The following is a 20,892-nucleotide window of genomic DNA, read 5'->3' as shown; positions in this document are numbered from 1 at the left end:
AATGGCTGAAGAAATCGCAGAAACTGAAGGGCAAGAAGCAACCTATGACATTGGTAAGCTAGAGGGGGTTGAAAAAGCCGCTATTTTATTACTTAGTTTGTCAGAGGAAGATGCTGCGCAAATATTAAAGCATCTCGAGCCTAAGCAGGTTCAAAAGCTTGGCGGTGAGATGGCGAAAATAGATGACATGACTCAGGCTAAAATTACGTCTGTGCATAAACACTTTATCGAAGAAATTCAAAACTACAGTACCATTGGTTTCCAAAGCCAAGACTTTGTGAAGCGCGCATTAACAGCGGCTCTTGGTGAAGATAAAGCGGCCAACTTGATTGACCAAATATTGATGGGATCTGGTGCTAAGGGGCTAGATTCATTGAAATGGATGGATTCTAAGCAGGTGGCCAGTATTATTCGCAACGAGCATCCACAAATTCAAACCATTGTATTGTCATACCTTGAACCAGAACAATCAGCAGAAATTTTGGCGCAATTCCCTGAGAAAGTGCGTTTAGACTTATTAATGCGTGTTGCTAACCTTGAAGAAGTTCAGCCAGCGGCATTGCAAGAATTAAATGAAATTATGGAGAAACAGTTTGCAGGTCAAGCCGGGACGCAAGCCGCTAAAATGGGCGGCTTGAAATCTGCTGCTAACATCATGAACTACCTAGATACGAATATCGAAGGCCAGTTAATGGATGCTATCCGTGAACAAGATGAAGAAATGAGCCAGCAAATCCAAGACCTCATGTTTGTATTTGACAACCTTGTTGATGTTGATGACCGAGGTATTCAAGCCATATTAAGAGAAGTACAACAAGAAGCGCTGCTCAAAGCAATTAAAGGCGCTGATGACGCATTGAAAGATAAGATTACAACCAATATGTCCAAGCGGGCTGCTGAAATGTTGATTGATGATTTGGAAGCAATGGGTCCTGTACGTGTTAGCGAAGTAGAAACAGCACAAAAAGAAATACTCTCTGTTGCTCGTCGCTTAGCTGACTCTGGTGAAATTATGCTAGGCGGTGGTGGTGGTGATGAGTTCTTATAATTCAGACCACGATGACGATGTTTCAGAATGGGATTTACCCTACATCGAAGAGCAAAAAAATAAAAGTGATGCGCCCACCAATGCGTTTAACATTAAGCCTGGGTGGAAATATGAACCACCCGAAAAAGAAGAAGAAATATTACCTCCAACTGCTGAAGATATAGAAGCCATAAGAGCGGCAGCTTATGAAGAAGGATTTAACCAAGGTAAAGAGAAAGGTCTTATTGAAGGTAATAAAGAAGGATTCGAAAGTGGTCAGGCTGAAGGCCTGGCTAAAGGCACCGAAGAAGGGCTGAATTCGGGCCTAGAAGAAGGTAAAAAAGAAGCGAAAGAGATTGCCGATACATTTGAAACCCTAGTACAACAGCTGCATAACCCATTAGAACAAGTCAATGATGCTGTAAAAAAACAAGTGACTCAACTGGCAGTGACGTTAGCAAGGGCCGTTATTCAAGTCGAAGTGCAAACCAACGAGAATGTACTTTCGATGGCACTAGAAAAAGGCCTAGAGGCTTTACCTTTAAATGAAGTGGGTATTCAAATCCATATTCACCCCGATGATATAACTAACCTTGACACCCTTGTTTCTAAAGAGAAACAAAATGAAAAGGGTTGGAACATCATAGAAAAACAAAGCCTAGAACGAGGTGGCGTTGAAGTGGTGTCAAATAACAATGCCGTGGATGTCAGTATTGAACGAAGAACCCGAGACGTTATCGATAAGTTCTTATTGTCTCACGGGATAAATGATGATCACGCTTGAAGAGCACTTTGCTGAGTTAAGTCGTCAAGTGACGCCAGCGCCTGTCGTTGCAGCAGGAAAATTGGTGAGAGGCATTGGTCTTACGCTTGAAGCCGTGGGGTGCCAATTACCGGTTGGAAGTCAGTGTGCTGTAAAAACCGTAGACGGCGAAATTGAAGCTGAAGTGGTTGGTTTCGACAAAGATATTACTTACTTAATGCCTTCAGAAGCGGTGCGAGGCATTATTCCAGGTTCAAGAGTGTTACCTCTTTCTCGAGACAATGGCTTGCCAGTAGGCATGGCTATGCTTGGGCGAGTGGTTGATGGTAACGCTCAACCTATCGATGGTAGAGGCCCTATTGAAACTACAACATGCGTTCCATTTACACGCCCTCCTATGAATCCATTAACTCGCCGTCCAATTGACACGCCTATTGATGTAGGTGTTCGTGCAATCAATAGCGTGATCACCGTAGGGCAAGGACAACGAATGGGCTTGTTTGCCGGAAGTGGTGTTGGTAAAAGTGTGTTACTTGGTATGATGACAAGAGGCTGTAAAGCCGATGTTGTTGTCGTAGGCTTAGTTGGCGAGAGGGGGAGGGAAGTAAAAGAGTTTATTCAGGATATTTTGACGGAAGAAGAAAGAGAGCGTGCTGTTATTGTTGCCGCTCCTGCTGATACCTCACCACTAATGCGCTTAAAAGGTTGTGAAACCGCGGTGAGTATTGCTGAGTATTTTCGAGATCAAGGCCTCAATGTGTTATTGCTGATTGATTCGTTAACTCGTTATGCTATGGCGCAAAGAGAAATTGCTTTGGCTGTAGGTGAGCCGCCAGCAACTAAAGGATATCCGCCTTCGGTATTTGCCCGATTACCAGCGTTAGTCGAACGGGCTGGAAACGGTGGTGAGGGACAAGGTTCAATTACAGGGTTTTATACAGTGCTTACGGAAGGCGATGATTTACAAGATCCTATCGCAGATGCAGCAAGAGCGATTTTAGATGGTCATATTGTGTTATCCCGTACCCTTGCCGATGCGGGACATTACCCCGCCATTGATATCGAAAAATCCATCAGCCGTGTTATGCCTCAAGTCACTACACCTGAGCACGAACAAGCCGCACGACGGCTTAAACAAGTTTATTCTCGTTATCAGCAAAATAAAGACCTTATTACCATAGGTGCGTATGCAAAAGGCACTGATAAGCGCATTGACTTAGCCATACGGGCTGAGCCAGCAATTAACGCATTTTTACAACAACCAATGAAAACGATTTTGCCTTTTGAAGATAGTCTACAGGCAATGACAACCTTAACAAAAGGGCTAGGTCCTGCGAGGTAATATGGCCACTTCTCAACTAGACACCGTGCTTAGGGTAGAAATAGAGCGAGAGCAAGCCGCAGCTAATAACTTTAGAGCTGCGCAAAATCAGTTGTTGGAACTTCAACAAAAACTAACTCAATTGCAGCAGTATAGAATTGATTATATCGAAGGCATAAAGCGTGATGGCAGTGCAGTTGGTCTTGCGGCTTCCCGTTACCAACAACACCTTTCCTTTGTCGGAAAATTAGACTTAGCTTGTGAACAACAATTAAAATTTATTTCTAAAGCGACTCTTTTAGTTGATCAACGTAGAAGGGAATGGATTGCTAAACAGCAGCGCAAAAAAGCTATTGAATTATTGTTAGAAAAGAAAAAAGTTGAAGCTATGCAAAGGCAAACAAGAATGGAACAACAGTTAATGGACGAGTTTTCTGGACAACAATTTTTACGTCGTAGAGCAGCAATGTAAAAAGAATGAAGAAAGATGGAATAACTTTTGCAAACATCTACAGTATGTTTGGGATTATAGACAAAATATTGTTGAAAATCCGATAAATAGAAATTCAGCCAGGAACGATTATGCAACATATTGCCACACCAAAGACTGACGCTGCCGCTACATTGCCTATTGATCTTAATAGCGCTATTTCTATTGAAACGAACACTGATATAGCCAGTGAAAAAAGCGAATTCGTGTTTGCTAATTTGTTGTCTGAAGCTGGAGACCAAACGCAAAATAGCGGTGATAGGATTATCGATAGAGGTAGAATAACCCCTGTTGAACCAGAGCCGGAAACAGACTCTTTTGCTCACGCGACTACAAATACTGACGAGCACGCAGAAGAAGTGGATGTCGACTGGGTTGCCTTTGTAGACGATGTTATTGCTGGTGATGAAAATAATGACAATGCCACAGAACAAGCGGTTCAGGGCAATGAAAATAATGTGTTGAGTATTGTTTCTTCCGAAATTGAAGGTGAATTAGCCGAAGATGCTGAAGGACATATTGTTGTTGTAGAAGAGACCGATTCTGCTCTTGTAATTGAAGAGGATGTTGTCGAAGAATTACTGCTTTCTTCTTTAATCACAGAAAATGAAATTTCTGCAAACAATCTTACTGTGGAAGGGGCAGAAAGTAACAAATTAGCAGATGAAGATATTGAAATTCAAATAGAGCAAGACGGATTAATTGACAACCTTGATTACTTGCTAGTAGAAGACGAAGAGTCGCTTTTAGACGCAACACCGATATTCAAAGATAATAGTGATGAGAGTACTGTCGACAACACAGAAAATATTGACTTACTATTTGAAGATACTTCATCTAATAACGTTACTCTAGATAATGAGTCTGCTGATTTAATTGCTCAAGACGATGTGTTACTAACGACGGCATCAAATATTGTATCAATCATCAATGCTATTGATGGAAGTAATGACAGCGGTGATTTAGATGATGGTTTACGTTTAGATACTAATGCAGAAATTATTATTGACCCTCTTTTAACAGCGGAACAGCAAGAAGCAGATATTGAGCTGGTTACGACTTTACTTGAAAGTGAGCTAGAAGAAATCAGTGAAGAAGCAAATATTGCTTCAGACAATAGCAGCACAGCAGCCGTAACGTTACCCTCTGCTTTAAATCCTGATGAAAATAAGCTAATTGATAGTGAACTTGCTTCTTTGAGCGAGGATGATATTGAAGCGGTAATACAAAATGTATTAACTGTGTTGCCAGAGTCAGTAGATAAAGCGAATCTAGCTTTAACATTGAGAGCTGACATTGTTGCCTCGGTAAGCGATGTTAAAGCGCTGGTAAATAATGGACAATCATCAGAAGAGTCTTTAGCGAGCATTGTAGAAGAGTCTTTATCTGGTGATGCAGTAGAGTTAACCGATGATCAACAATCGTTAGTGTTACAGCAGGCTGCGAAAACAGAACAATTTTTGGGGTTAGTGCAAAATATTGTTGAACAGGCTAATGGTCAATTGAATGTCGTTGCGCAATTACTTTCTTCAGCAGCCCCTACATCTCATGCAACGGATGTATCTTTGGCAACAACATTTGACAATTTAACGGCAGAACGGGCTATTGATGTAGCTGCGCAAAATAGAGTGCAAACTCAAGCTCAAACATCAACTGATTTAAATCGACCTGTTGCTATTCATCAAGTGGAAGGACAAAAACAAGTAGCTGAAAAAATTCGCTGGATGGTGGGTGGTAGAGTTACCGCAGCTGAAATTCGTTTAGATCCGCCTGAATTAGGTAGTATGCAAATTAGAATTAACATGGTGGGGGAAACGGCTTCGGTGAACTTTGTTGTACAATCTGCGCAAGCAAGAGATGTGTTAGCTCAAACAGAATCACAGCTTAAAGATATGTTGGCAGAACAAGGACTAGATTTAGGTGAGTCTTTTGTTTCTACTCAAGATGGGGATAGTTCTGACGGCGAAAGCGCTGAAGGCGCTGCGAATAATCCGTTGTTCGCATCGGAATCAGATGACGATATTAATGTAATTGAGCAACCAATTCGACCAAATCAGTCACCTTATAATGTTGATGCTTATGTATAAAGTTGCGATTTTCCTATGTTAGCTAATAATTACTATCAACATATTAAAAGAGAGTTATTTAATGGCTGATGAAGAGTTACAAATTGAAGATGGTGGAAAGAAGAGTAAGCTACCACTGATTATTATTATTGCAGTAGTTGTATTACTTGGAGGCGGTGCCGCTGCGTATTTTTTATTGTTTAGTGGGTCAGATGATGTGCCTGAGCAAATGGAAGAAGTGTCAGGTGAAGCGGGACAACAAGCTCCAGCAGCTGAACCTCAAGGGGCTGCACAAACAGGATCTGCGTTGTACGTTGCTATGCCTAGGCCATTTGTGTTCAACGTACCTGGTACTGGGAGAGCTCGGCTTGTCCAAATTAAAGTGCAATTGATGATGCGTGGCTCTGAAAATGAAGAATTAGCTAAATCTCATATTCCTTTAATAGAAGGTACACTATTACAAGTTTTTAGTGCAGGAAATGCTGACGAGTTAGTGACTGAATCTGGTAAATTGGCGTTGAGAGATAATGCATTAACGGCAGTACAAGAACGATTGCAGGAACTCGCGGGTGGGCCTGTTGTTGAGCAGGTGCTTTTTACCGGTTTTGTGATGCAATAATGAGGATATCATCATGAGCGATCTACTCTCCCAAGACGAGATTGATGCACTACTACACGGTGTAGATGACGTCGAAGAAGAGGATACATCCGATACGGAAGCGGGGGATAAGTCCGAACTAGAATACGACTTTTCCTCTCAAGATCGTATCGTGCGTGGGCGAATGCCCACGCTGGAGATCGTAAATGAACGGTTCGCTCGTCATATGCGAGTTAGCCTGTTTAATATGATGCGCCGATCAGCTGAAGTGTCTATTAATGGCATTCAAATGATCAAATTTGGCGAATATATACATACCTTATTTGTTCCAACGAGTTTGAACATGGTTCGGTTTCGTCCGTTAAAAGGCACGGGGCTGATCACTATGGAAGCGCGCTTAGTGTTTATTCTGGTTGATAACTTCTTTGGTGGCGATGGTCGCTATCACGCAAAAATTGAAGGGCGGGAATTTACGCCTACTGAGCGACGTATTATTCAAATGCTACTTAAAATCATTTTCGAAGATTATAAAGAAGCTTGGGCACCGGTAATGGACGTGTCATTTGAATATCTTGATTCGGAAGTGAACCCAGCAATGGCAAACATTGTTAGCCCCACTGAGGTTGTGGTGATTAGCTCTTTCCATATTGAACTTGACGGCGGTGGTGGTGACTTCCATGTGTCATTACCTTATTCCATGTTAGAGCCTATACGTGAATTACTTGATGCCGGTGTACAAAGTGATAAAGAAGACACGGATTTACGTTGGAGTAAAGCGCTGCGCGATGAAATCTTAGATGTTGATGTGGAATTAAGTACCCATATGTTGGATTTTGATGTGAGCCTGCGCCAAATTATGGAATTTAAAGCCGGTGATATTGTACCTGTAGAGTTACCAGAACACATTACAGTGCTGATTGAAGGCTTACCTACATTCAGAGCGAAAATAGGCCGTTCGAGAGATAACTTAGCGTTAAAAATTGTTGAGAAGATACCACGGCCCACGTCCGTTAAATCTGAGCTGCAATTGTTAACTAGAGGCGGCAGAGTTATTGATAACGACGCTGAACTACAAGTGTTAGAAGACGATTTATAAGTTGAATTTAAGGGGAAAGTTATGAGTGAAGAAGACGGTATGGACGATTGGGCTGCGGCAATGGCTGAACAAGCTGATTCTGAAGAGCAGGAGCAAGCTGAAGAAGCAGCGGAAGGCGTCGATGGTGTAGAAACCGCAGAACTTGAAGAGTTCAGTGGTGATGACAGCGCGCCTATTACCCAAGATGAAAAGAAAAAATTAGATACTATTTTAGATATCCCTGTGACGATCTCAATGGAGGTTGGACGCAGTCACATTAGTATTCGGAATTTACTTCAACTCAACCAAGGTTCAGTGGTTGAATTGGATAGGGTTGCTGGGGAACCATTAGATGTGCTTGTAAATGGCACGTTGATTGCTCATGGAGAAGTAGTAGTGGTCAACGATAAATTTGGTATCCGGTTAACTGATGTTATTAGTCAAATTGAGAGAATTAAAAAGCTTAGGTAAAACCTCTTTAAAATCAGTGGTGTGCATGATTCCCCTATGCACACTGTCTACTTCCTCTGTAGCAGAAAGCACCAGCACTAGTCCTGACATCGCGACTATAATGTCCATTTTTATGTCGCTTTTTGTTGTTATCGCCATTATTTTTGGGCTGTCTTACATGATGCGTCGGTTTACTGGCGGTTCTCATGGCAATGGCCAAATGAAAGTGGTCTCTAGCATGATGGCTGGTACAAAAGAGCGCATTATGGTGTTGCAGGTCGGGAATGAACAACATCTTGTTGGTATAACAACCCATTCCATTAATCTCTTGGCAACACTCCAAGAGCATATTGAGCCAAATCAACCATTTGCAAAATCCCTGACGAAAAATGAATCTGGAAGCTTTAAAGATAAGCTAGTAGAAGCTATGGCGTCGGGTATTCAAAATAAAATGGGTTCAAAGAAGGAAGATAATAATGAAAAGTAAGTTTTTACTTGGGCTGATCACCCTTTTGTTTGTTCCTGATATCTTTGCTCAACAAGGTATTCCAGCGGTTACAGTAACAACCGACGGCAACGGAGCACAAGATTACACCATGACGCTTCAAGCGTTATTCATTATGACTGCTTTGAGCTTGTTGCCGGCATTCATATTAATGATGACGTCGTTCACCCGTATCATTGTGGTGTTATCTATATTACGCCAAGCGATTGGCTTGCAACAATCACCGTCTAATCAAATCTTGATTGGTGTTAGTTTGTTTTTATCCATGTATATAATGTCTCCCGTATTTGATGAAGTGAATACCCGAGCGCTGCAACCATATTTACACGAGTCTATGTCTTCTATTGACGCGATAAATGAAGCGAAAGAGCCTATGCGAGAATTTATGTTGTCGCAAACACGGGTGAAAGATCTTGAGTCTTTTGTCAGAATTGCGGGGCATGAAGACAGGTATGAAGACCCAGCAGATGTGCCGATCACTATTTTGATACCTGCGTTTGTCACCAGCGAACTGAAAACCGCTTTTCAAATTGGATTTATGCTGTTTATTCCCTTTCTTATTATTGATTTGGTCGTTGCGTCTATTCTGATGGCGATGGGTATGATGATGTTATCGCCAATGATAGTGTCACTTCCTTTTAAATTAATGCTGTTTGTTTTGGTAGATGGTTGGAATTTGGTGTTTGGTACTTTAGCAACCAGTTTTGGAATGGGAGTCTAACCCATGACACCTGAAGTCTTTGTTGAAATACTCCGCGAGTCCATGTTCATGGTTATCTTATTGGTAACCGCGATTATTCTCCCAAGCTTAGGGGTTGGGTTAATTGTTGCAATATTCCAAGCTGCAACGTCAATTAACGAACAAACAATGAGCTTTTTACCGAGACTTATAGTAACGCTACTTGCATTGAGTTGGGGAGGAAGTTGGTTAGTGACAAAACTGATGGATTTTACTTTCCATATGGTTGAATTAATCCCTCAGATTATAGGCTAACAGCTGATATGGTTTTTGAGCTAGAAACAATTAACCAGTTTATAGCAGGCCTTATGATGCCATTCTTAAGGATATCAGGTTTGTTTGTGGCCATGATCGGGCTTAGTGCGCAAACCGTACCTCCGCAAATTAGAGCCTTATTCGGGATCATTTTAGCTTTTGCCATTATGCCTTTAGTACCCGTAGTACCTGTAGATGACTTTTTTAGCGCCTACACTATATTACTTGCTATTCAACAGTTGTTAATTGGTGTTGCCATTGGCTTTGTCTCAATGATGGTGCTAAATACATTTGTGTTGGCGGGACAAATTATTGCAATGCAAACTGGGATGGGGTTTGCTTCTATTGTCGATCCCGTTAACGGAATAAACGTTCCCGCTGTTGGTCAGTTTTATTTGATTTTAGCGACTTTATTGTTTTGGGCAATGGATGGCCATTTGATTATGATAGAAATGATAGTGATGTCCTTTGAAGCATTTCCTATTGGAGGCGAATTTTTTAGTAAAGAAAATTTCCGAGACATTGCCCTTTGGGCCGGTTGGTTGTTTGTATCGTCGTTAACCTTGTCTCTCGCGCCTATTGTGTCATTACTCATTGTGAATTTAGCATTTGGCGTGATGACGAAAGCCGCGCCTCAATTAAATGTATTTAGTATTGGTTTTTCACTCGCCCAAATTATGGGCTTGGTGATCATGTGGATAACCATGTCGAATTTTGCCATGCATTTTTCATTGCAATGGGGTAGGGCTGAACAATTTATGTGTGAATTACTTCGAATTTGTGCAACTTAAAACCTAACTGAAATAAACAGTAGAAAGGTAAGAGAAAAATGGAACAGAGTTCAGAAAAAACCGAAGAACCCACGGCCAAAAAAATTGAAGATGCCCGAAAAAAAGGCCAACTTGCGCGAAGTCGAGAGTTATCTACAGTATTGGTATTAGCGGCCAGTGCAATTGCTTTATTGATATTCGGGGGGATTGTTGCAGAGTCGTTATTCAGTGTTATGGGAAGCTTATTCGAGCTATCACGAGATGAAACCTACGACCCTTTACATATGTTTCAAGCACTTCAGTACTCCATTGATAGGGTGAAGGTGCCGGTTATTATGTTTTTAGTCATTGGAATGGTTGCAGGCGTTTATGGTTCGATAGCATTGGGCGGGTTTAACTTCACTTGGGAATCGGCAGAGCCTAAATGGTCAAAACTAAGCCCTATGGCTGGTTTTAAACGAATGTTTGGTACCAATGGACTCGTAGAGCTGGTTAAGTCCATTGCGAAAATTTTGGTTATCGCTACAGCCACAATGACTGCTTTGTATTTATATCGGAATGAAGCTATACACCTCGATTTAGAGAATTACCCTGCAAACCTTTTTCATGCCATGGACATGATTCAGTGGGCATTTTTGATTTTGTGTCTTTCTCTTATTCCTGTTGCCGTTATTGATGTGCCTTATCAAATGCATAAGCACAACGAAGAGTTGAAAATGACGAAACAAGAAGTGAAAGATGAGCACAAAAATTCAGATGGGGATCCACAAACAAAAGGGCGTATTCGTAAACTTCAATACCAAGCTGCCGCAAACAGGATGATGCAAGCTGTGCCTGATGCTGACGTTGTAGTGACAAACCCAACTCATTATTCTGTCGCGTTAAAGTATCAAGACGATGGAGATATGGCGCCGGTAGTCGTTGCTAAGGGAGCTGATGAACTGGCTATGCATATTCGTAAGATTGCTACAGCCCATGATGTGCCTTTAATACCATCACCCATGTTGGCTAGGGCTATTTTTTATTCTACTGAAGTGGATCACCCCATACCTCATGGACTGTTTATGGCGGTTGCACAAGTGTTGGCTTATGTGTATCAGTTGAAGCGATTTAAATCAGGAAAAGGTAAGCGTCCAAACCCTTTATCAAAGACACTGCCAATCCCGCCAGAATTACGTCGTTAATACATTGGCACAGTAGTTGTAAGGTAAGTTGAAGTGTTGCCTTTTTTGGCGCGAATGATATTTACCTTAGAGGACGAGGCCCGGTGCAATTACCTGCCTATTTTCAAAATTTCAATAAGTCGCAATTCCAAAGTGTAGCAGGAGGCTTGGGTGCGCCCATAGTACTCCTAGCCATTATGGGGATGGTTATTCTGCCGATGCCTCCGTTTTTACTGGATGTGTTATTCAGTTTTAACATTGCCTTGTCATTGGTGATTATTTTAGTGGCTGTCTTGACTAAAAGGCCGGTAGATTTTGGAATTTTCCCCCTTGTTCTATTAATTGCGACAGTTTTACGCCTGGCGCTGAACGTTGCTTCGACTCGAGTGGTTTTACTATATGGTCATGAGGGTGGGGCCGCGGCAGGTCAAGTGATTGAAGCCTTTGGTGAAGTAGTTATTGGTGGAAACTATGCGGTCGGTGTAGTTGTGTTCGCGATTTTACTGATTATCAACTTTAAAGTTGTTACTGCTGGTGCGGGTCGTATTTCTGAAGTGAGCGCCCGTTTTACCCTAGATGCGATGCCAGGTAAGCAAATGGCTATCGATGCGGATTTGAACGCAGGGTATATCGACCAGGAAGAAGCGAGATCTCGCCGAGAAGACATTACCACAGAAGCAGATTTTTACGGTTCAATGGATGGTGCGTCAAAGTTTGTAAAGGGCGATGCGATGGCGGGCTTGTTCATTATGTTGATAAATATTGTGGGTGGTTTATTTATTGGCATTATTCAACACGACTTACCTTTCGGTCAGGCTATGGAGGTTTACACAATTTTGACCATTGGTGATGGCTTAGTGGCGCAAATACCTTCATTACTCTTATCTGTTGCCACTGCGATTATCGTGACAAGAGAAAACGATTCTCAAGAAATGGGTAATGAAATTCGAGGGCAGCTAGGTAATCAGCAGGCTTTATACATTGCATCAGGTATTTTGTTTGTAATGGGTATTGTTCCAGGTATGCCTCATATTGCCTTTTTAGGTTTCTCTGCGCTGATTGGTGGGCTAGCTTATTTCTCAGCGAGACAAGCGAAAATTAAAGCCGCACAACCCGCTAAACCTGCGCTAGTCGATGCGGATAAAGCCGCGCCCACAGAAGTAAAAGAGCTGGGCTGGGATGACGTACAGCAAGTCGATACCATTGGACTTGAAGTTGGGTATAGGCTTATTCCCCTTGTAGACAAGTCCCAAGGTGGAGAACTACTCACCAGAATAAAAGGCGTACGGAAAAAGCTGTCTCAAGAATTGGGGTTTTTGGTACCTCCTGTTCATATTCGAGATAATCTAGATCTCGACCCCAATGTTTATACAATTTCAATGTTAGGAGTAAATACGGGAGAAGCGCAAATTAGTCATGATGAGGAAATGGCCATCAACCCCGGTCAGGTGTATGGAAGCTTAGATGGGCGTAAAACGACCGACCCAGCATTTGGGCTAGAAGCGGTTTGGATTAAACCAACCAAACGCGAGCAAGCACAAACATTGGGGTATACGGTTGTTGATGCTGCCACTGTTGTTGCTACACATTTAAGCCAATTATTAATGACCAACGCTCATCAGCTATTGGGACATGAAGAGGTTCAACAACTTCTTGATATCTTGGAAAAAACACACCCCAAATTGGTTGAGGGGCTGGTGCCTGATATTTTACCTTTGAGTACTGTGGTTAAAGTTTTACAAACACTGTTGTATGAAGGCGTTCCCGTTCGCGATATGCGCACGATTGTTCAAACTTTGTCCGAATACGGGCCAAAGAGTCAAGATCCCGACGTTTTAGTTTCTGCAACACGAATTGCTCTGAAAAAATTAATTGTGCAAGAAGTCAGTCAGGGCGCGTCAGAAGTACCTGTTATTACCTTAGCCCCAGAATTGGAACAGACCTTGCATCAGTCATTGCAGGCTGGTGGAGAAAGTGGCGCTGGTATTGAACCAGGGTTAGCTGAACGTTTGCAATCATCTTTACAAGATGTCTGTCAAAAACAGGAATTAGCGGGTGAGCCAGCAGTGTTGTTAACGTCGGGAATGCTGCGGCCTGTTCTCTCTAGATTCTTAAAAAATGCGGTATCGGGTTTGCACGTTTTATCTTATCAGGAAGTTCCTGAAGATAAACAAATCAAAATTGTGAGTGCTATAGGTAAGTAAGGTGAAATGAAATGAAAATTCGTCGATTTTTTGGTAAAGACATGCGAGAAGCCTTGAGTTTGGTAAAAGACGAGCTTGGTCAAGATGCTGTAATTATGTCGAATCGTAAAGTTTCTGATGGTGTCGAGCTTGTTGCTGCGTATGATAAAGAGCCAGAGCAAAGCTTAAAAGCACGCACTCCCGTTTCAGCGCCAAGTACGAAACCTGTACCTACGTTAAGTGAAATTATTGGTGATCACGGACCTGATAATTTAAAAGCCCTTCTTGAGCAACAAGCAAAATCACAGCTTCCTCGTGAAGAGGGTATGAGTGATTATCAGCCAACACCACCACAGCGTGAAAACGACTTTGGTGTACAAGCGAGTGCACCGAATAAACAGGCTCAATCTGTTGAAGACGACTGGGCTGATGAACCTAGTATTGATAATGCATCACTTACTCATATTAAAGACGAATTAACAACGTTGAGACAAGTTTTACAGCATCAAGTTGCGGATTTATTTGAAGCAAAAAAACAAAGACAAAAACCTATTCATGGCTTTATTTGTAAGCAACTTGTTGGCTTAGGGCTAAGTTATAACTTAGCAGAGCAGTTATCGGATTTTGTTCCCGCAGACGCTACAGAACGAGATGCGTGGCGTTATGTTTTACAGTTAATGGTTAACCGACTTAGTTTAGGCGGTAATGGATTACTTTCGCAAACAGGCGCTGTTGCCTTAATGGGGCCTACAGGGACAGGAAAAACAACAACAGTTGCTAAGCTTGCCGCACGATATGCAAAAAAACACGGTCCTGATAGTGTCGCCTTGGTAACCATTGATACTTATAGAATAGGTGCGTTTGAGCAACTGCAAACCTTTGGGAAAATTATAGGTTGTGTGGTTAAACGAGCAGAAAATGCACAAATTTTGTCTGATACGCTGTTTCAATTGAGACATAAGAAAATGATTTTTATTGATACTGCAGGATTCAGTCAAAGAGATGAAAAATTGGTTAAGCAACTTGAGCAATTGTCGAATTCTAATATGGCAGTAAAGCGCTACTTGGTACTTCAATCAAATACGCAGTATCCCGCGCTAAACCAAGCTATACAAGCATATGACGGTGCAAATTTAGATGGATGCATACTGACTAAATTGGATGAATGTTTTAGTCTTGGGGAAGCATTAAGTGTGGCATTGGAACATCAATTACCTCTTAGTTTTTTAACTGACGGGCAGCAAGTTCCTGAAGACATTCGCCCCGCAGATGCAAAATTTTTAGTATCTAGTGCTGCAAAGCTTTATAAAAAGCACGGTATGAACCATACTAACAACCACAATCAATTTTCGACAACTCGAGCAGTATGATCTCCGATCAGGCCAGCAGCTTAAGAACTATGAATCAGTCTCGATTAATTAAAGTAATTGCAGTCACCGGCGGAAAAGGCGGTGTCGGCAAAACAAACATAACATTGAACACAGCAATTGCTATGGCAAAACAAGGCAAACGAGTTATGGTACTCGATGCCGATTTAGGCCTAGCAAATGTTGATGTCATGCTCGGATTACGTGTGGAAAAAAACCTTTCCCATGTATTAACTGGTGAGTGCACTCTAGATGATGTGTTGGTCACTGGCCCCCACGGTATTAAAATCGCACCTGCGACGTCGGGAACTCAGTCTATGACTGAATTAACCCCGATAGAGCATGCGGGGTTGATCAGGGCATTTAGTGAGTTAAAAACACCTATTGATGTGCTTATTGTTGATACGGCGGCAGGTATTAGTGATATGGTGCTGAGCTTTTCTCGCGCAGCCCAAGACATCATGGTCGTAGTTTGCGACGAACCAACTTCACTTACCGATGCCTATGCACTGATAAAATTATTAAATAGAGAACACGGCGTCTTTAGGTTCAAAGTCGTTGCGAATATGGTAAGAGATATTCGTGAGGGACGAGAATTATTTAATAAGTTGTCTAAAGTCACGGGCCGTTTCCTCGATGTGGCACTAGAGTTAGTATGTACCGTTCCTTTTGATGAAAATATTAGGAAGTCTGTGCGCAAGCAAAAGACCATTGTAGACGCCTACCCCAGTTCGCCTGCGGCAGTGGCCGTTAGTCAATTGGCGACACAAGCATTGAATTGGCCGATACCTGAGCAGCCAGGTGGCCATCTTGAGTTCTTTTTGGAGCAATTAACCCAAAGTAAAGCTATGGGTGACTGAATGTTATGAGGAAAGCCGCTGCATACCAACAACAGTCAGATAAAAACCAGCTTGTGGAACAGCATGCGCCTCTCGTTAAGCGTATCGCACACCATTTAATCGCCAGGCTCCCCGCAAGTGTTCTTGTAGACGATCTCATTCAATCCGGCATGATAGGTCTGTTAGAGGCCGCTAAGAACTTTGATGGTTCAAAAGGTGCTAGCTTTGAAACTTTTGCAGGTATCCGTATTCGAGGTGCGATGCTTGATGAAATCCGAAAAGGTGATTGGACTCCTCGTTCTGTTCATAGAAATAGCCGTTCTATTACCGATGCAATCAATCAAGTTGAGCGAGAAACAGGTCGAGATGCGCGTGATTCTGAGATAGCGGAGAAGCTCAATATCAGCCTAAATGAATACCATAGTATGCTCAATGATGTGAACGTTGGAAAATTAATTGGCATAGAAGACTTGGGAATTTCTGAAGATGTACTATCATCAGAACAGGACGAAGGAAATGATGGCCCTCTTGCTGATCTAATGCAAGGAGCTTTTCAAAAGGCACTGGCTCATTCGATCACTACTTTACCTGAGAGAGAGGCGATTGTTTTGTCTTTGTACTATGATGAAGAATTGAATCTTCGCGAAATTGGTGAAGTGTTGGAAGTGAGTGAATCTAGGGTTAGTCAGATTCACAGTCAAGCCATGCTAAAGCTCAAGTCCAAAATGGAATCATGGCAAAAAAATAGCTAGATAAAGAATTAGCATAATTATAACCTCATCGGAGGCTACATTGGATAAAAATATGAAAATTCTTGTTGTTGATGACTTTTCAACGATGAGACGGATAATTAAAAATCTTCTTAAAGATCTTGGCTTTGGAAATATTCAAGAAGCAGATGATGGCAGTACCGCATTACCTATGCTGCAACAAGGTGATTTTGATTTTGTAGTGACTGATTGGAATATGCCAGGCATGCAAGGTATCGATTTATTGAGGGCAATTCGCGCTGACGATAAATTAAAACATATGCCTGTACTTATGGTTACCGCAGAAGCTAAAAAAGAACAAATTGTCGCAGCTGCACAAGCAGGTGTGAATGGATACGTAGTTAAGCCATTTACTGCGGGTACGTTAAAAGAAAAATTAGACAAAATTTTTGAGCGTCTTGGGTGAAATTTGCACTGATTATCAATACAGGAAATCTGGATGATAGATAATAAAAATAATGTGCCTATTTCACTCGAAGAGGCAAAACAGCTGGTTAGCTATATCGAATCAGGCGATGCCGACTCTGCTAATGCACTTTTAGAAGCGGTATCCATGAAAGCTTCAGCAGAATTATTTGCAGAAGTTGGAAAGTTGACCCGTCAGCTACACGATTCGCTTCACAATGTGCAGCTCGATGAGCGCATTGCTGATTTGGCTTCGGAAGATATTCCTGATGCTCAAACTCGTTTACTTTATGTTATCGAAGAAACAGAAAAAGCAGCGAATACCACCATGGATGCGGTGGATGCGAGTATGCCGATTGTTGATGATTTGTCAGAAAAATTAGAAAAAATTCTTCCAGAGTGGCAAAAATTAATGACTAGAAACATTAGTTCTGGAGAGTTTAAGCCACTTTGTCATAACATTGATGCTTTTTTCAAAGATACCTCAGAAGGCGCTAGTAAGCTTAATAGCTTGTTAACTGAAGTGCTTATGGCGCAAGGTTATCAAGATTTAACCGGGCAGGTTATTCGCCGTGTAATTGAACTAGTCAACGAAGTACAAGACAGTCTAGTTAACATGTTAACTATGTTCGGGGAGCCGGGGGCATCATCTAAGTCTACGAAGGCAGAAGAGTCTGTTGATGGTATAACGGCTGAAGGTCCAATACTGGATGCAGCTGAAAGAGATGATGTAGTTAGCGGTCAAGATGATGTTGACGATTTGTTATCTAGCTTAGGATTTTAGGGGAAAGAGACATGTCTTTTGATGTAGATGAAGAAATTCTCCAGGACTTTTTGGTTGAAGCTGGCGAAATTTTAGAACAACTTCAAGAACAACTTGTAGATTTAGAGAATAATCCCGAAGATGGGGATTTACTCAATGCCATATTCAGAGGCTATCACACAGTAAAAGGTGGCGCAGGCTTTCTTTCTTTGACTGAGTTAGTTGAAATATGTCACGGTGCTGAAAATGTTTTTGACATCATGCGTAATGGGCAAAGAACACTGACCCCAGAACTCATGGATGTGATTCTACAAGCAACTGATGTCGTAGTTGAAATGTTTGAGAAGGTCAAAGCGTCTGAAGCGCTAGAACCTGCAGACAAAGAGCTTATTGACGTTCTTCATAAATTGAGCCAACCAGAGAAAGATGGTGAATCTATTTTTTCTAATGATGGTGAATCAGAGGCTGTTGTTGAGCAAGAGCCTGAACCTGAACCTGAGAAAGTCGCTCCACCAGCAGAAGCCCAAAAGGCCACTGAGGGTGGAAGTATTGATGAGATCAATGAAGACGAATTTGAAGCCTTACTTGATGAGCTTCATGGTGAAGGTGGAGCTCCAACTCCTAAGGCTGATGCCTCTGAATCAAAAGACGTGAATTCTTCTGATGACATTACAGATGACGAATTTGAAGCTTTACTGGACGGCCTTCATGGTAAAGGTAAGTTCAGCGCAGAAAACGAACCTTCTGAAGGAAATGCTTCAGCGGATAATGCTGCATCAGGAAATGATGACGAAATCACAGATGATGAGTTCGAAGCATTACTAGATGAGTTACACGGTAGTGGAAAAGGGCCGGTTATTGCTGATGCTGCTCCAGCAAAAGCACCGCCACCTGCAGCAGCTAAAGCTGCTGAAAAACCAAAAGAACCTGCAAAACCAAAAGACACTAAACCTGCTCCTGCTAAGCCTGCAGCAGCCAAAAAAGCGGCACCTAAAGACGATAAAAAGCCTGCGCAATCTGCTCCAGCAGCTGAAACGACTGTACGTGTAGATACTAAGCGTCTTGACCAAATTATGAATATGGTCGGCGAGCTCGTATTGGTTAGAAATAGGCTGTTAAGTTTAGGTATAAATTTAGCTGATGAGTCGATGACAAAAGCGATTGCCAATTTGGACGTCGTTACCGGTGACTTACAAGGCGCGGTAATGAAAACCCGCATGCAACCAATTAAAAAGGTCTTCGGACGTTTTCCTAGAGTTGTACGTGACTTGGCTCGCTCGTTGAAAAAAGAAATTACATTAGAACTGAAAGGTGAGGATACTGATTTAGATAAAAATCTAGTAGAAGCCCTTGCAGATCCATTGGTGCATTTAGTACGAAATTCAGTGGACCATGGCGTAGAAATGCCAGATGAAAGGGTTGCGGCTGGAAAGCCTAAGATGGGAACTGTAACACTCGCAGCTTCTCAGGAGGGCGACCACATACTGCTTACTATCGAAGATGATGGTAAGGGGATGGATGCTGAAAAACTTAAAGAAATCGCTATTAGTCGAGGTGTTTTAGACGCTGATGCAGCGGCAAGAATGTCTGATGTTGAAGCATTTAATTTGATTTTTGCACCAGGTTTTTCTACAAAAACTGAGATCAGTGACATTTCTGGCCGTGGTGTCGGAATGGATGTTGTTAAAACAAAAATAAATCAATTAAATGGTACTGTTAGTATTGATTCTCAGTTGGGTAAAGGCACTCGCTTAGATATCAAGGTCCCACTTACGCTGGCGATTTTACCGACACTTATGATTGTAGTCGGAGGTCAAACCTTCGCTTTACCTTTGGGCGCTGTAAACGAAATAATCAATGTTGATTCTAGTAAAACGAATACGGTAGATGGACAATTGACCATGATTGTTCGCTCTAAAGCCATCCCACTATTTTTCTTAGGGGAGTGGTTACTGCGAGGCGACGCGAGTAATGTTGAAAAAGACAAAGGACATGTTGTTGTTGTTCAAATTGGTACGAAGCAAGTTGGTTTTGTTGTCGATTCATTGATTGGACAGGAAGAAGTGGTAATTAAACCACTCGACGTTTTATTACAAGGAACTCCGGGAATGGCTGGCGCAACCATTACATCTGATGGTGGGATAGCCCTGATTTTGGATATTCCTAGTTTACTTAAAAAATATGCTACAAAAACATTAAAATAGAAATATAAAGGAACGAGTTAATGGCATTTAATGTGCTGGTGGTTGATGACTCGACATTCTATAGGCGCAGTTTGCGAAGGCTTATTGATGAAGACCCAATGCTTAATGTAGTGGGTGAAGCTAAAGATGGAAATGAAGCCATCGCTTTAGCGGAAAAGCTCTCGCCTGATGTGATTACTATGGATGTAGAAATGCCTGTTCTTGATGGTATTTCTGCAGTTAGGTGTATTATGGAAAATACACCGATTCCTATTCTTATGTTTTCTTCACTTACTCAAAGTGGAGCTCAAGCAACATTAGATGCTTTAGAAGTGGGAGCTTTGGATTTTTTCCCAAAAAAATTCGATGATATTTCAAACAACAATACCGAAGCTGTCAATGCTTTGAGAACAAAAATTCGTCTTCTGGCAAGGCGTAAACCTTATATAGTTAAAACAAAATCGACCCATAATGATCCGTCGATGATGTCTTTTCAAAAAGACTCTTCAGTTACTCCTGCGCACAAAAGTAAAGCGGAAAAAGTATCCTCTTCAGCCATTGTTCCTTCGGGTAAGCGTTATAAATGTTTAGCTATAGGAGCGTCCACTGGAGGCCCTGTTGCCTTACAGTCAATTTTGACTAAGCTGCCTTCAAATTTACCGGTTCCAGTTGTGATTGCGCAGCATATGCCAGGGAGCTTTACCGCCGCATTTGCGCAACGGTTGAATATCATTTCTAGTATTGATGTTATTCATGCTAGCAACGGGATGAAACTAGAGTGTGGAAAAGCTTATATCGCGCCAGGTGGAAAACAATGCGTAGTTCAAGGCGAAGCTCACAATGGTACGTTAGTTGTGAGAGATACAGAGTCTCATGAAAAAGTAAATTACCACCCATGTGTTGATATTACCTTTGATAGTTTGGCATCAGTATACGAAGGCGATGTTTTAGCTGTAATACTAACTGGCATGGGACAAGACGGAAAGCTAGGGTGTGAAAAGCTAAGTCAAATTGGTGCGACTATTTGGGCACAAGACGAATCAAGTTCGGTGGTTTACGGGATGCCAAAAGCTGTAACCACAGCGGGGATTGCATCAAAGAATATTAGTATTGATGATATGGCCTCTTGCTTGTTAGCAGAGCTAGGTTTGTGATGAATA

At 41.9% G+C, this 20,892-nt stretch carries 21 protein-coding genes; all 21 read left to right on the top strand.

Features of this window, described 5'->3' with window-relative positions; translation table 11 throughout:
• The first annotated feature begins 1 nt into the window (after position 1).
• The 21 genes from fliG to J3L16_RS05885 all read left to right on the top strand — a co-directional run bounded on the left by fliG (position 2) and on the right by J3L16_RS05885 (position 20,886).
• The gene (fliG, locus tag J3L16_RS05985) at positions 2–1,048 is read left to right on the top strand and encodes a flagellar motor switch protein FliG (protein WP_207611986.1); all 1,047 of its coding nucleotides are present in this window, start codon (positions 2–4) and stop codon (positions 1,046–1,048) included.
• Complete coding sequence (gene fliH / locus J3L16_RS05980) at positions 1,035–1,811, top strand: flagellar assembly protein FliH (RefSeq protein WP_207611985.1); 777 nt, start codon at positions 1,035–1,037, stop codon at positions 1,809–1,811. Before fliG ends, fliH begins: the two co-directional genes overlap by 14 nt.
• A complete protein-coding gene (gene fliI / locus J3L16_RS05975; protein ID WP_242698694.1) occupies positions 1,798–3,132 on the top strand; it encodes a flagellar protein export ATPase FliI in 1,335 nt (444 codons plus the stop codon). The genes fliH and fliI overlap by 14 nt, the downstream gene beginning before the upstream one ends.
• A gap of 1 nt (position 3,133) precedes the next feature.
• A complete protein-coding gene (fliJ, locus tag J3L16_RS05970; protein ID WP_207611983.1) occupies positions 3,134–3,583 on the top strand; it encodes a flagellar export protein FliJ in 450 nt (149 codons plus the stop codon).
• A gap of 110 nt (positions 3,584–3,693) precedes the next feature.
• Positions 3,694–5,688 (top strand): flagellar hook-length control protein FliK, encoded by a 1,995-nt coding sequence (locus J3L16_RS05965; protein ID WP_207611982.1) that lies wholly within the window; start codon positions 3,694–3,696, stop codon positions 5,686–5,688.
• A 61-nt stretch (positions 5,689–5,749) separates the two neighbouring features.
• Positions 5,750–6,286, top strand: coding sequence for a flagellar basal body-associated protein FliL (gene fliL, locus J3L16_RS05960; RefSeq protein ID WP_207611981.1), 537 nt, complete (start codon positions 5,750–5,752; stop codon positions 6,284–6,286).
• Positions 6,287–6,299: 13 nt separating this feature from the next.
• On the top strand, positions 6,300–7,361 hold the full coding sequence (gene fliM, locus J3L16_RS05955; RefSeq protein WP_207611980.1) for a flagellar motor switch protein FliM: 1,062 nt from the start codon (positions 6,300–6,302) through the stop codon (positions 7,359–7,361).
• A 21-nt stretch (positions 7,362–7,382) separates the two neighbouring features.
• Positions 7,383–7,811 (top strand): flagellar motor switch protein FliN, encoded by a 429-nt coding sequence (gene fliN / locus J3L16_RS05950; RefSeq protein WP_207611979.1) that lies wholly within the window; start codon positions 7,383–7,385, stop codon positions 7,809–7,811.
• A 25-nt stretch (positions 7,812–7,836) separates the two neighbouring features.
• Complete coding sequence (gene fliO / locus J3L16_RS05945; RefSeq protein ID WP_242698693.1) at positions 7,837–8,277, top strand: flagellar biosynthetic protein FliO; 441 nt, start codon at positions 7,837–7,839, stop codon at positions 8,275–8,277.
• On the top strand, positions 8,267–9,016 hold the full coding sequence (fliP, locus tag J3L16_RS05940; protein WP_207611978.1) for a flagellar type III secretion system pore protein FliP: 750 nt from the start codon (positions 8,267–8,269) through the stop codon (positions 9,014–9,016). The genes fliO and fliP overlap by 11 nt, the downstream gene beginning before the upstream one ends.
• A 3-nt stretch (positions 9,017–9,019) precedes the next feature.
• On the top strand, positions 9,020–9,289 hold the full coding sequence (fliQ, locus tag J3L16_RS05935; RefSeq protein WP_207611977.1) for a flagellar biosynthesis protein FliQ: 270 nt from the start codon (positions 9,020–9,022) through the stop codon (positions 9,287–9,289).
• A gap of 8 nt (positions 9,290–9,297) precedes the next feature.
• Positions 9,298–10,080: a flagellar biosynthetic protein FliR gene (gene fliR, locus J3L16_RS05930; protein ID WP_207611976.1), complete on the top strand. Its 783-nt coding sequence runs from the start codon at positions 9,298–9,300 to the stop codon at positions 10,078–10,080.
• Positions 10,081–10,118: 38 nt separating this feature from the next.
• Entirely contained in the window at positions 10,119–11,243 is a 1,125-nt protein-coding gene (gene flhB / locus J3L16_RS05925; RefSeq protein WP_207611975.1) for a flagellar biosynthesis protein FlhB, read from the top strand.
• 83 nt (positions 11,244–11,326) lie between these two features.
• On the top strand, positions 11,327–13,426 hold the full coding sequence (gene flhA / locus J3L16_RS05920) for a flagellar biosynthesis protein FlhA (RefSeq protein ID WP_207611974.1): 2,100 nt from the start codon (positions 11,327–11,329) through the stop codon (positions 13,424–13,426).
• 11 nt (positions 13,427–13,437) lie between these two features.
• Positions 13,438–14,775, top strand: a complete 1,338-nt coding sequence (flhF, locus tag J3L16_RS05915) for a flagellar biosynthesis protein FlhF (protein ID WP_207611973.1) — start codon at positions 13,438–13,440, stop codon at positions 14,773–14,775.
• On the top strand, positions 14,772–15,632 hold the full coding sequence (locus J3L16_RS05910) for a MinD/ParA family protein (protein WP_207611972.1): 861 nt from the start codon (positions 14,772–14,774) through the stop codon (positions 15,630–15,632). The genes flhF and J3L16_RS05910 overlap by 4 nt, the downstream gene beginning before the upstream one ends.
• A gap of 5 nt (positions 15,633–15,637) precedes the next feature.
• Positions 15,638–16,363 carry an RNA polymerase sigma factor FliA gene (locus J3L16_RS05905; RefSeq protein WP_207611971.1) on the top strand — a complete coding sequence of 242 codons (726 nt, stop codon included), beginning with the start codon at positions 15,638–15,640 and terminating at the stop codon, positions 16,361–16,363.
• Positions 16,364–16,403: 40 nt separating this feature from the next.
• Positions 16,404–16,787, top strand: coding sequence for a chemotaxis response regulator CheY (cheY, locus tag J3L16_RS05900; RefSeq protein WP_207611970.1), 384 nt, complete (start codon positions 16,404–16,406; stop codon positions 16,785–16,787).
• Positions 16,788–16,820: 33 nt separating this feature from the next.
• Positions 16,821–17,570, top strand: coding sequence for a protein phosphatase CheZ (locus J3L16_RS05895; protein ID WP_207611969.1), 750 nt, complete (start codon positions 16,821–16,823; stop codon positions 17,568–17,570).
• Between the two features lie 11 nt (positions 17,571–17,581).
• Positions 17,582–19,753: a chemotaxis protein CheA gene (locus tag J3L16_RS05890; protein WP_207611968.1), complete on the top strand. Its 2,172-nt coding sequence runs from the start codon at positions 17,582–17,584 to the stop codon at positions 19,751–19,753.
• Positions 19,754–19,773: 20 nt separating this feature from the next.
• Positions 19,774–20,886, top strand: coding sequence for a chemotaxis response regulator protein-glutamate methylesterase (locus J3L16_RS05885; RefSeq protein WP_207611967.1), 1,113 nt, complete (start codon positions 19,774–19,776; stop codon positions 20,884–20,886).
• Positions 20,887–20,892: the final 6 nt, after the last annotated feature.

Origin of the sequence: Alteromonas sp. 5E99-2 (assembly GCF_017368475.1) — a bacterium.
Classification (GTDB): Bacteria; Pseudomonadota; Gammaproteobacteria; order Enterobacterales; family Alteromonadaceae; genus Alteromonas_F.
This window is presented reverse-complemented; position numbering and strand designations above follow the sequence as displayed.

Coding starts and splice junctions, on each gene's coding strand:
- fliR (WP_207611976.1), top strand. CDS start 9,298: ATGGTTTTTGAGCTAGAAACAATTAACCAGTTTATAGCAGGCCTTATG.
- J3L16_RS05965 (WP_207611982.1), top strand. CDS start 3,694: ATGCAACATATTGCCACACCAAAGACTGACGCTGCCGCTACATTGCCT.
- J3L16_RS05895 (WP_207611969.1), top strand. CDS start 16,821: ATGATAGATAATAAAAATAATGTGCCTATTTCACTCGAAGAGGCAAAA.
- flhB (WP_207611975.1), top strand. CDS start 10,119: ATGGAACAGAGTTCAGAAAAAACCGAAGAACCCACGGCCAAAAAAATT.
- J3L16_RS05885 (WP_207611967.1), top strand. CDS start 19,774: ATGGCATTTAATGTGCTGGTGGTTGATGACTCGACATTCTATAGGCGC.
- flhF (WP_207611973.1), top strand. CDS start 13,438: ATGAAAATTCGTCGATTTTTTGGTAAAGACATGCGAGAAGCCTTGAGT.
- fliI (WP_242698694.1), top strand. CDS start 1,798: ATGATCACGCTTGAAGAGCACTTTGCTGAGTTAAGTCGTCAAGTGACG.
- fliJ (WP_207611983.1), top strand. CDS start 3,134: ATGGCCACTTCTCAACTAGACACCGTGCTTAGGGTAGAAATAGAGCGA.
- fliH (WP_207611985.1), top strand. CDS start 1,035: ATGAGTTCTTATAATTCAGACCACGATGACGATGTTTCAGAATGGGAT.
- fliG (WP_207611986.1), top strand. CDS start 2: ATGGCTGAAGAAATCGCAGAAACTGAAGGGCAAGAAGCAACCTATGAC.
- fliQ (WP_207611977.1), top strand. CDS start 9,020: ATGACACCTGAAGTCTTTGTTGAAATACTCCGCGAGTCCATGTTCATG.
- J3L16_RS05890 (WP_207611968.1), top strand. CDS start 17,582: ATGTCTTTTGATGTAGATGAAGAAATTCTCCAGGACTTTTTGGTTGAA.
- J3L16_RS05905 (WP_207611971.1), top strand. CDS start 15,638: ATGAGGAAAGCCGCTGCATACCAACAACAGTCAGATAAAAACCAGCTT.
- fliL (WP_207611981.1), top strand. CDS start 5,750: ATGGCTGATGAAGAGTTACAAATTGAAGATGGTGGAAAGAAGAGTAAG.
- fliN (WP_207611979.1), top strand. CDS start 7,383: ATGAGTGAAGAAGACGGTATGGACGATTGGGCTGCGGCAATGGCTGAA.
- fliM (WP_207611980.1), top strand. CDS start 6,300: ATGAGCGATCTACTCTCCCAAGACGAGATTGATGCACTACTACACGGT.
- J3L16_RS05910 (WP_207611972.1), top strand. CDS start 14,772: ATGATCTCCGATCAGGCCAGCAGCTTAAGAACTATGAATCAGTCTCGA.
- fliO (WP_242698693.1), top strand. CDS start 7,837: ATGATTCCCCTATGCACACTGTCTACTTCCTCTGTAGCAGAAAGCACC.
- fliP (WP_207611978.1), top strand. CDS start 8,267: ATGAAAAGTAAGTTTTTACTTGGGCTGATCACCCTTTTGTTTGTTCCT.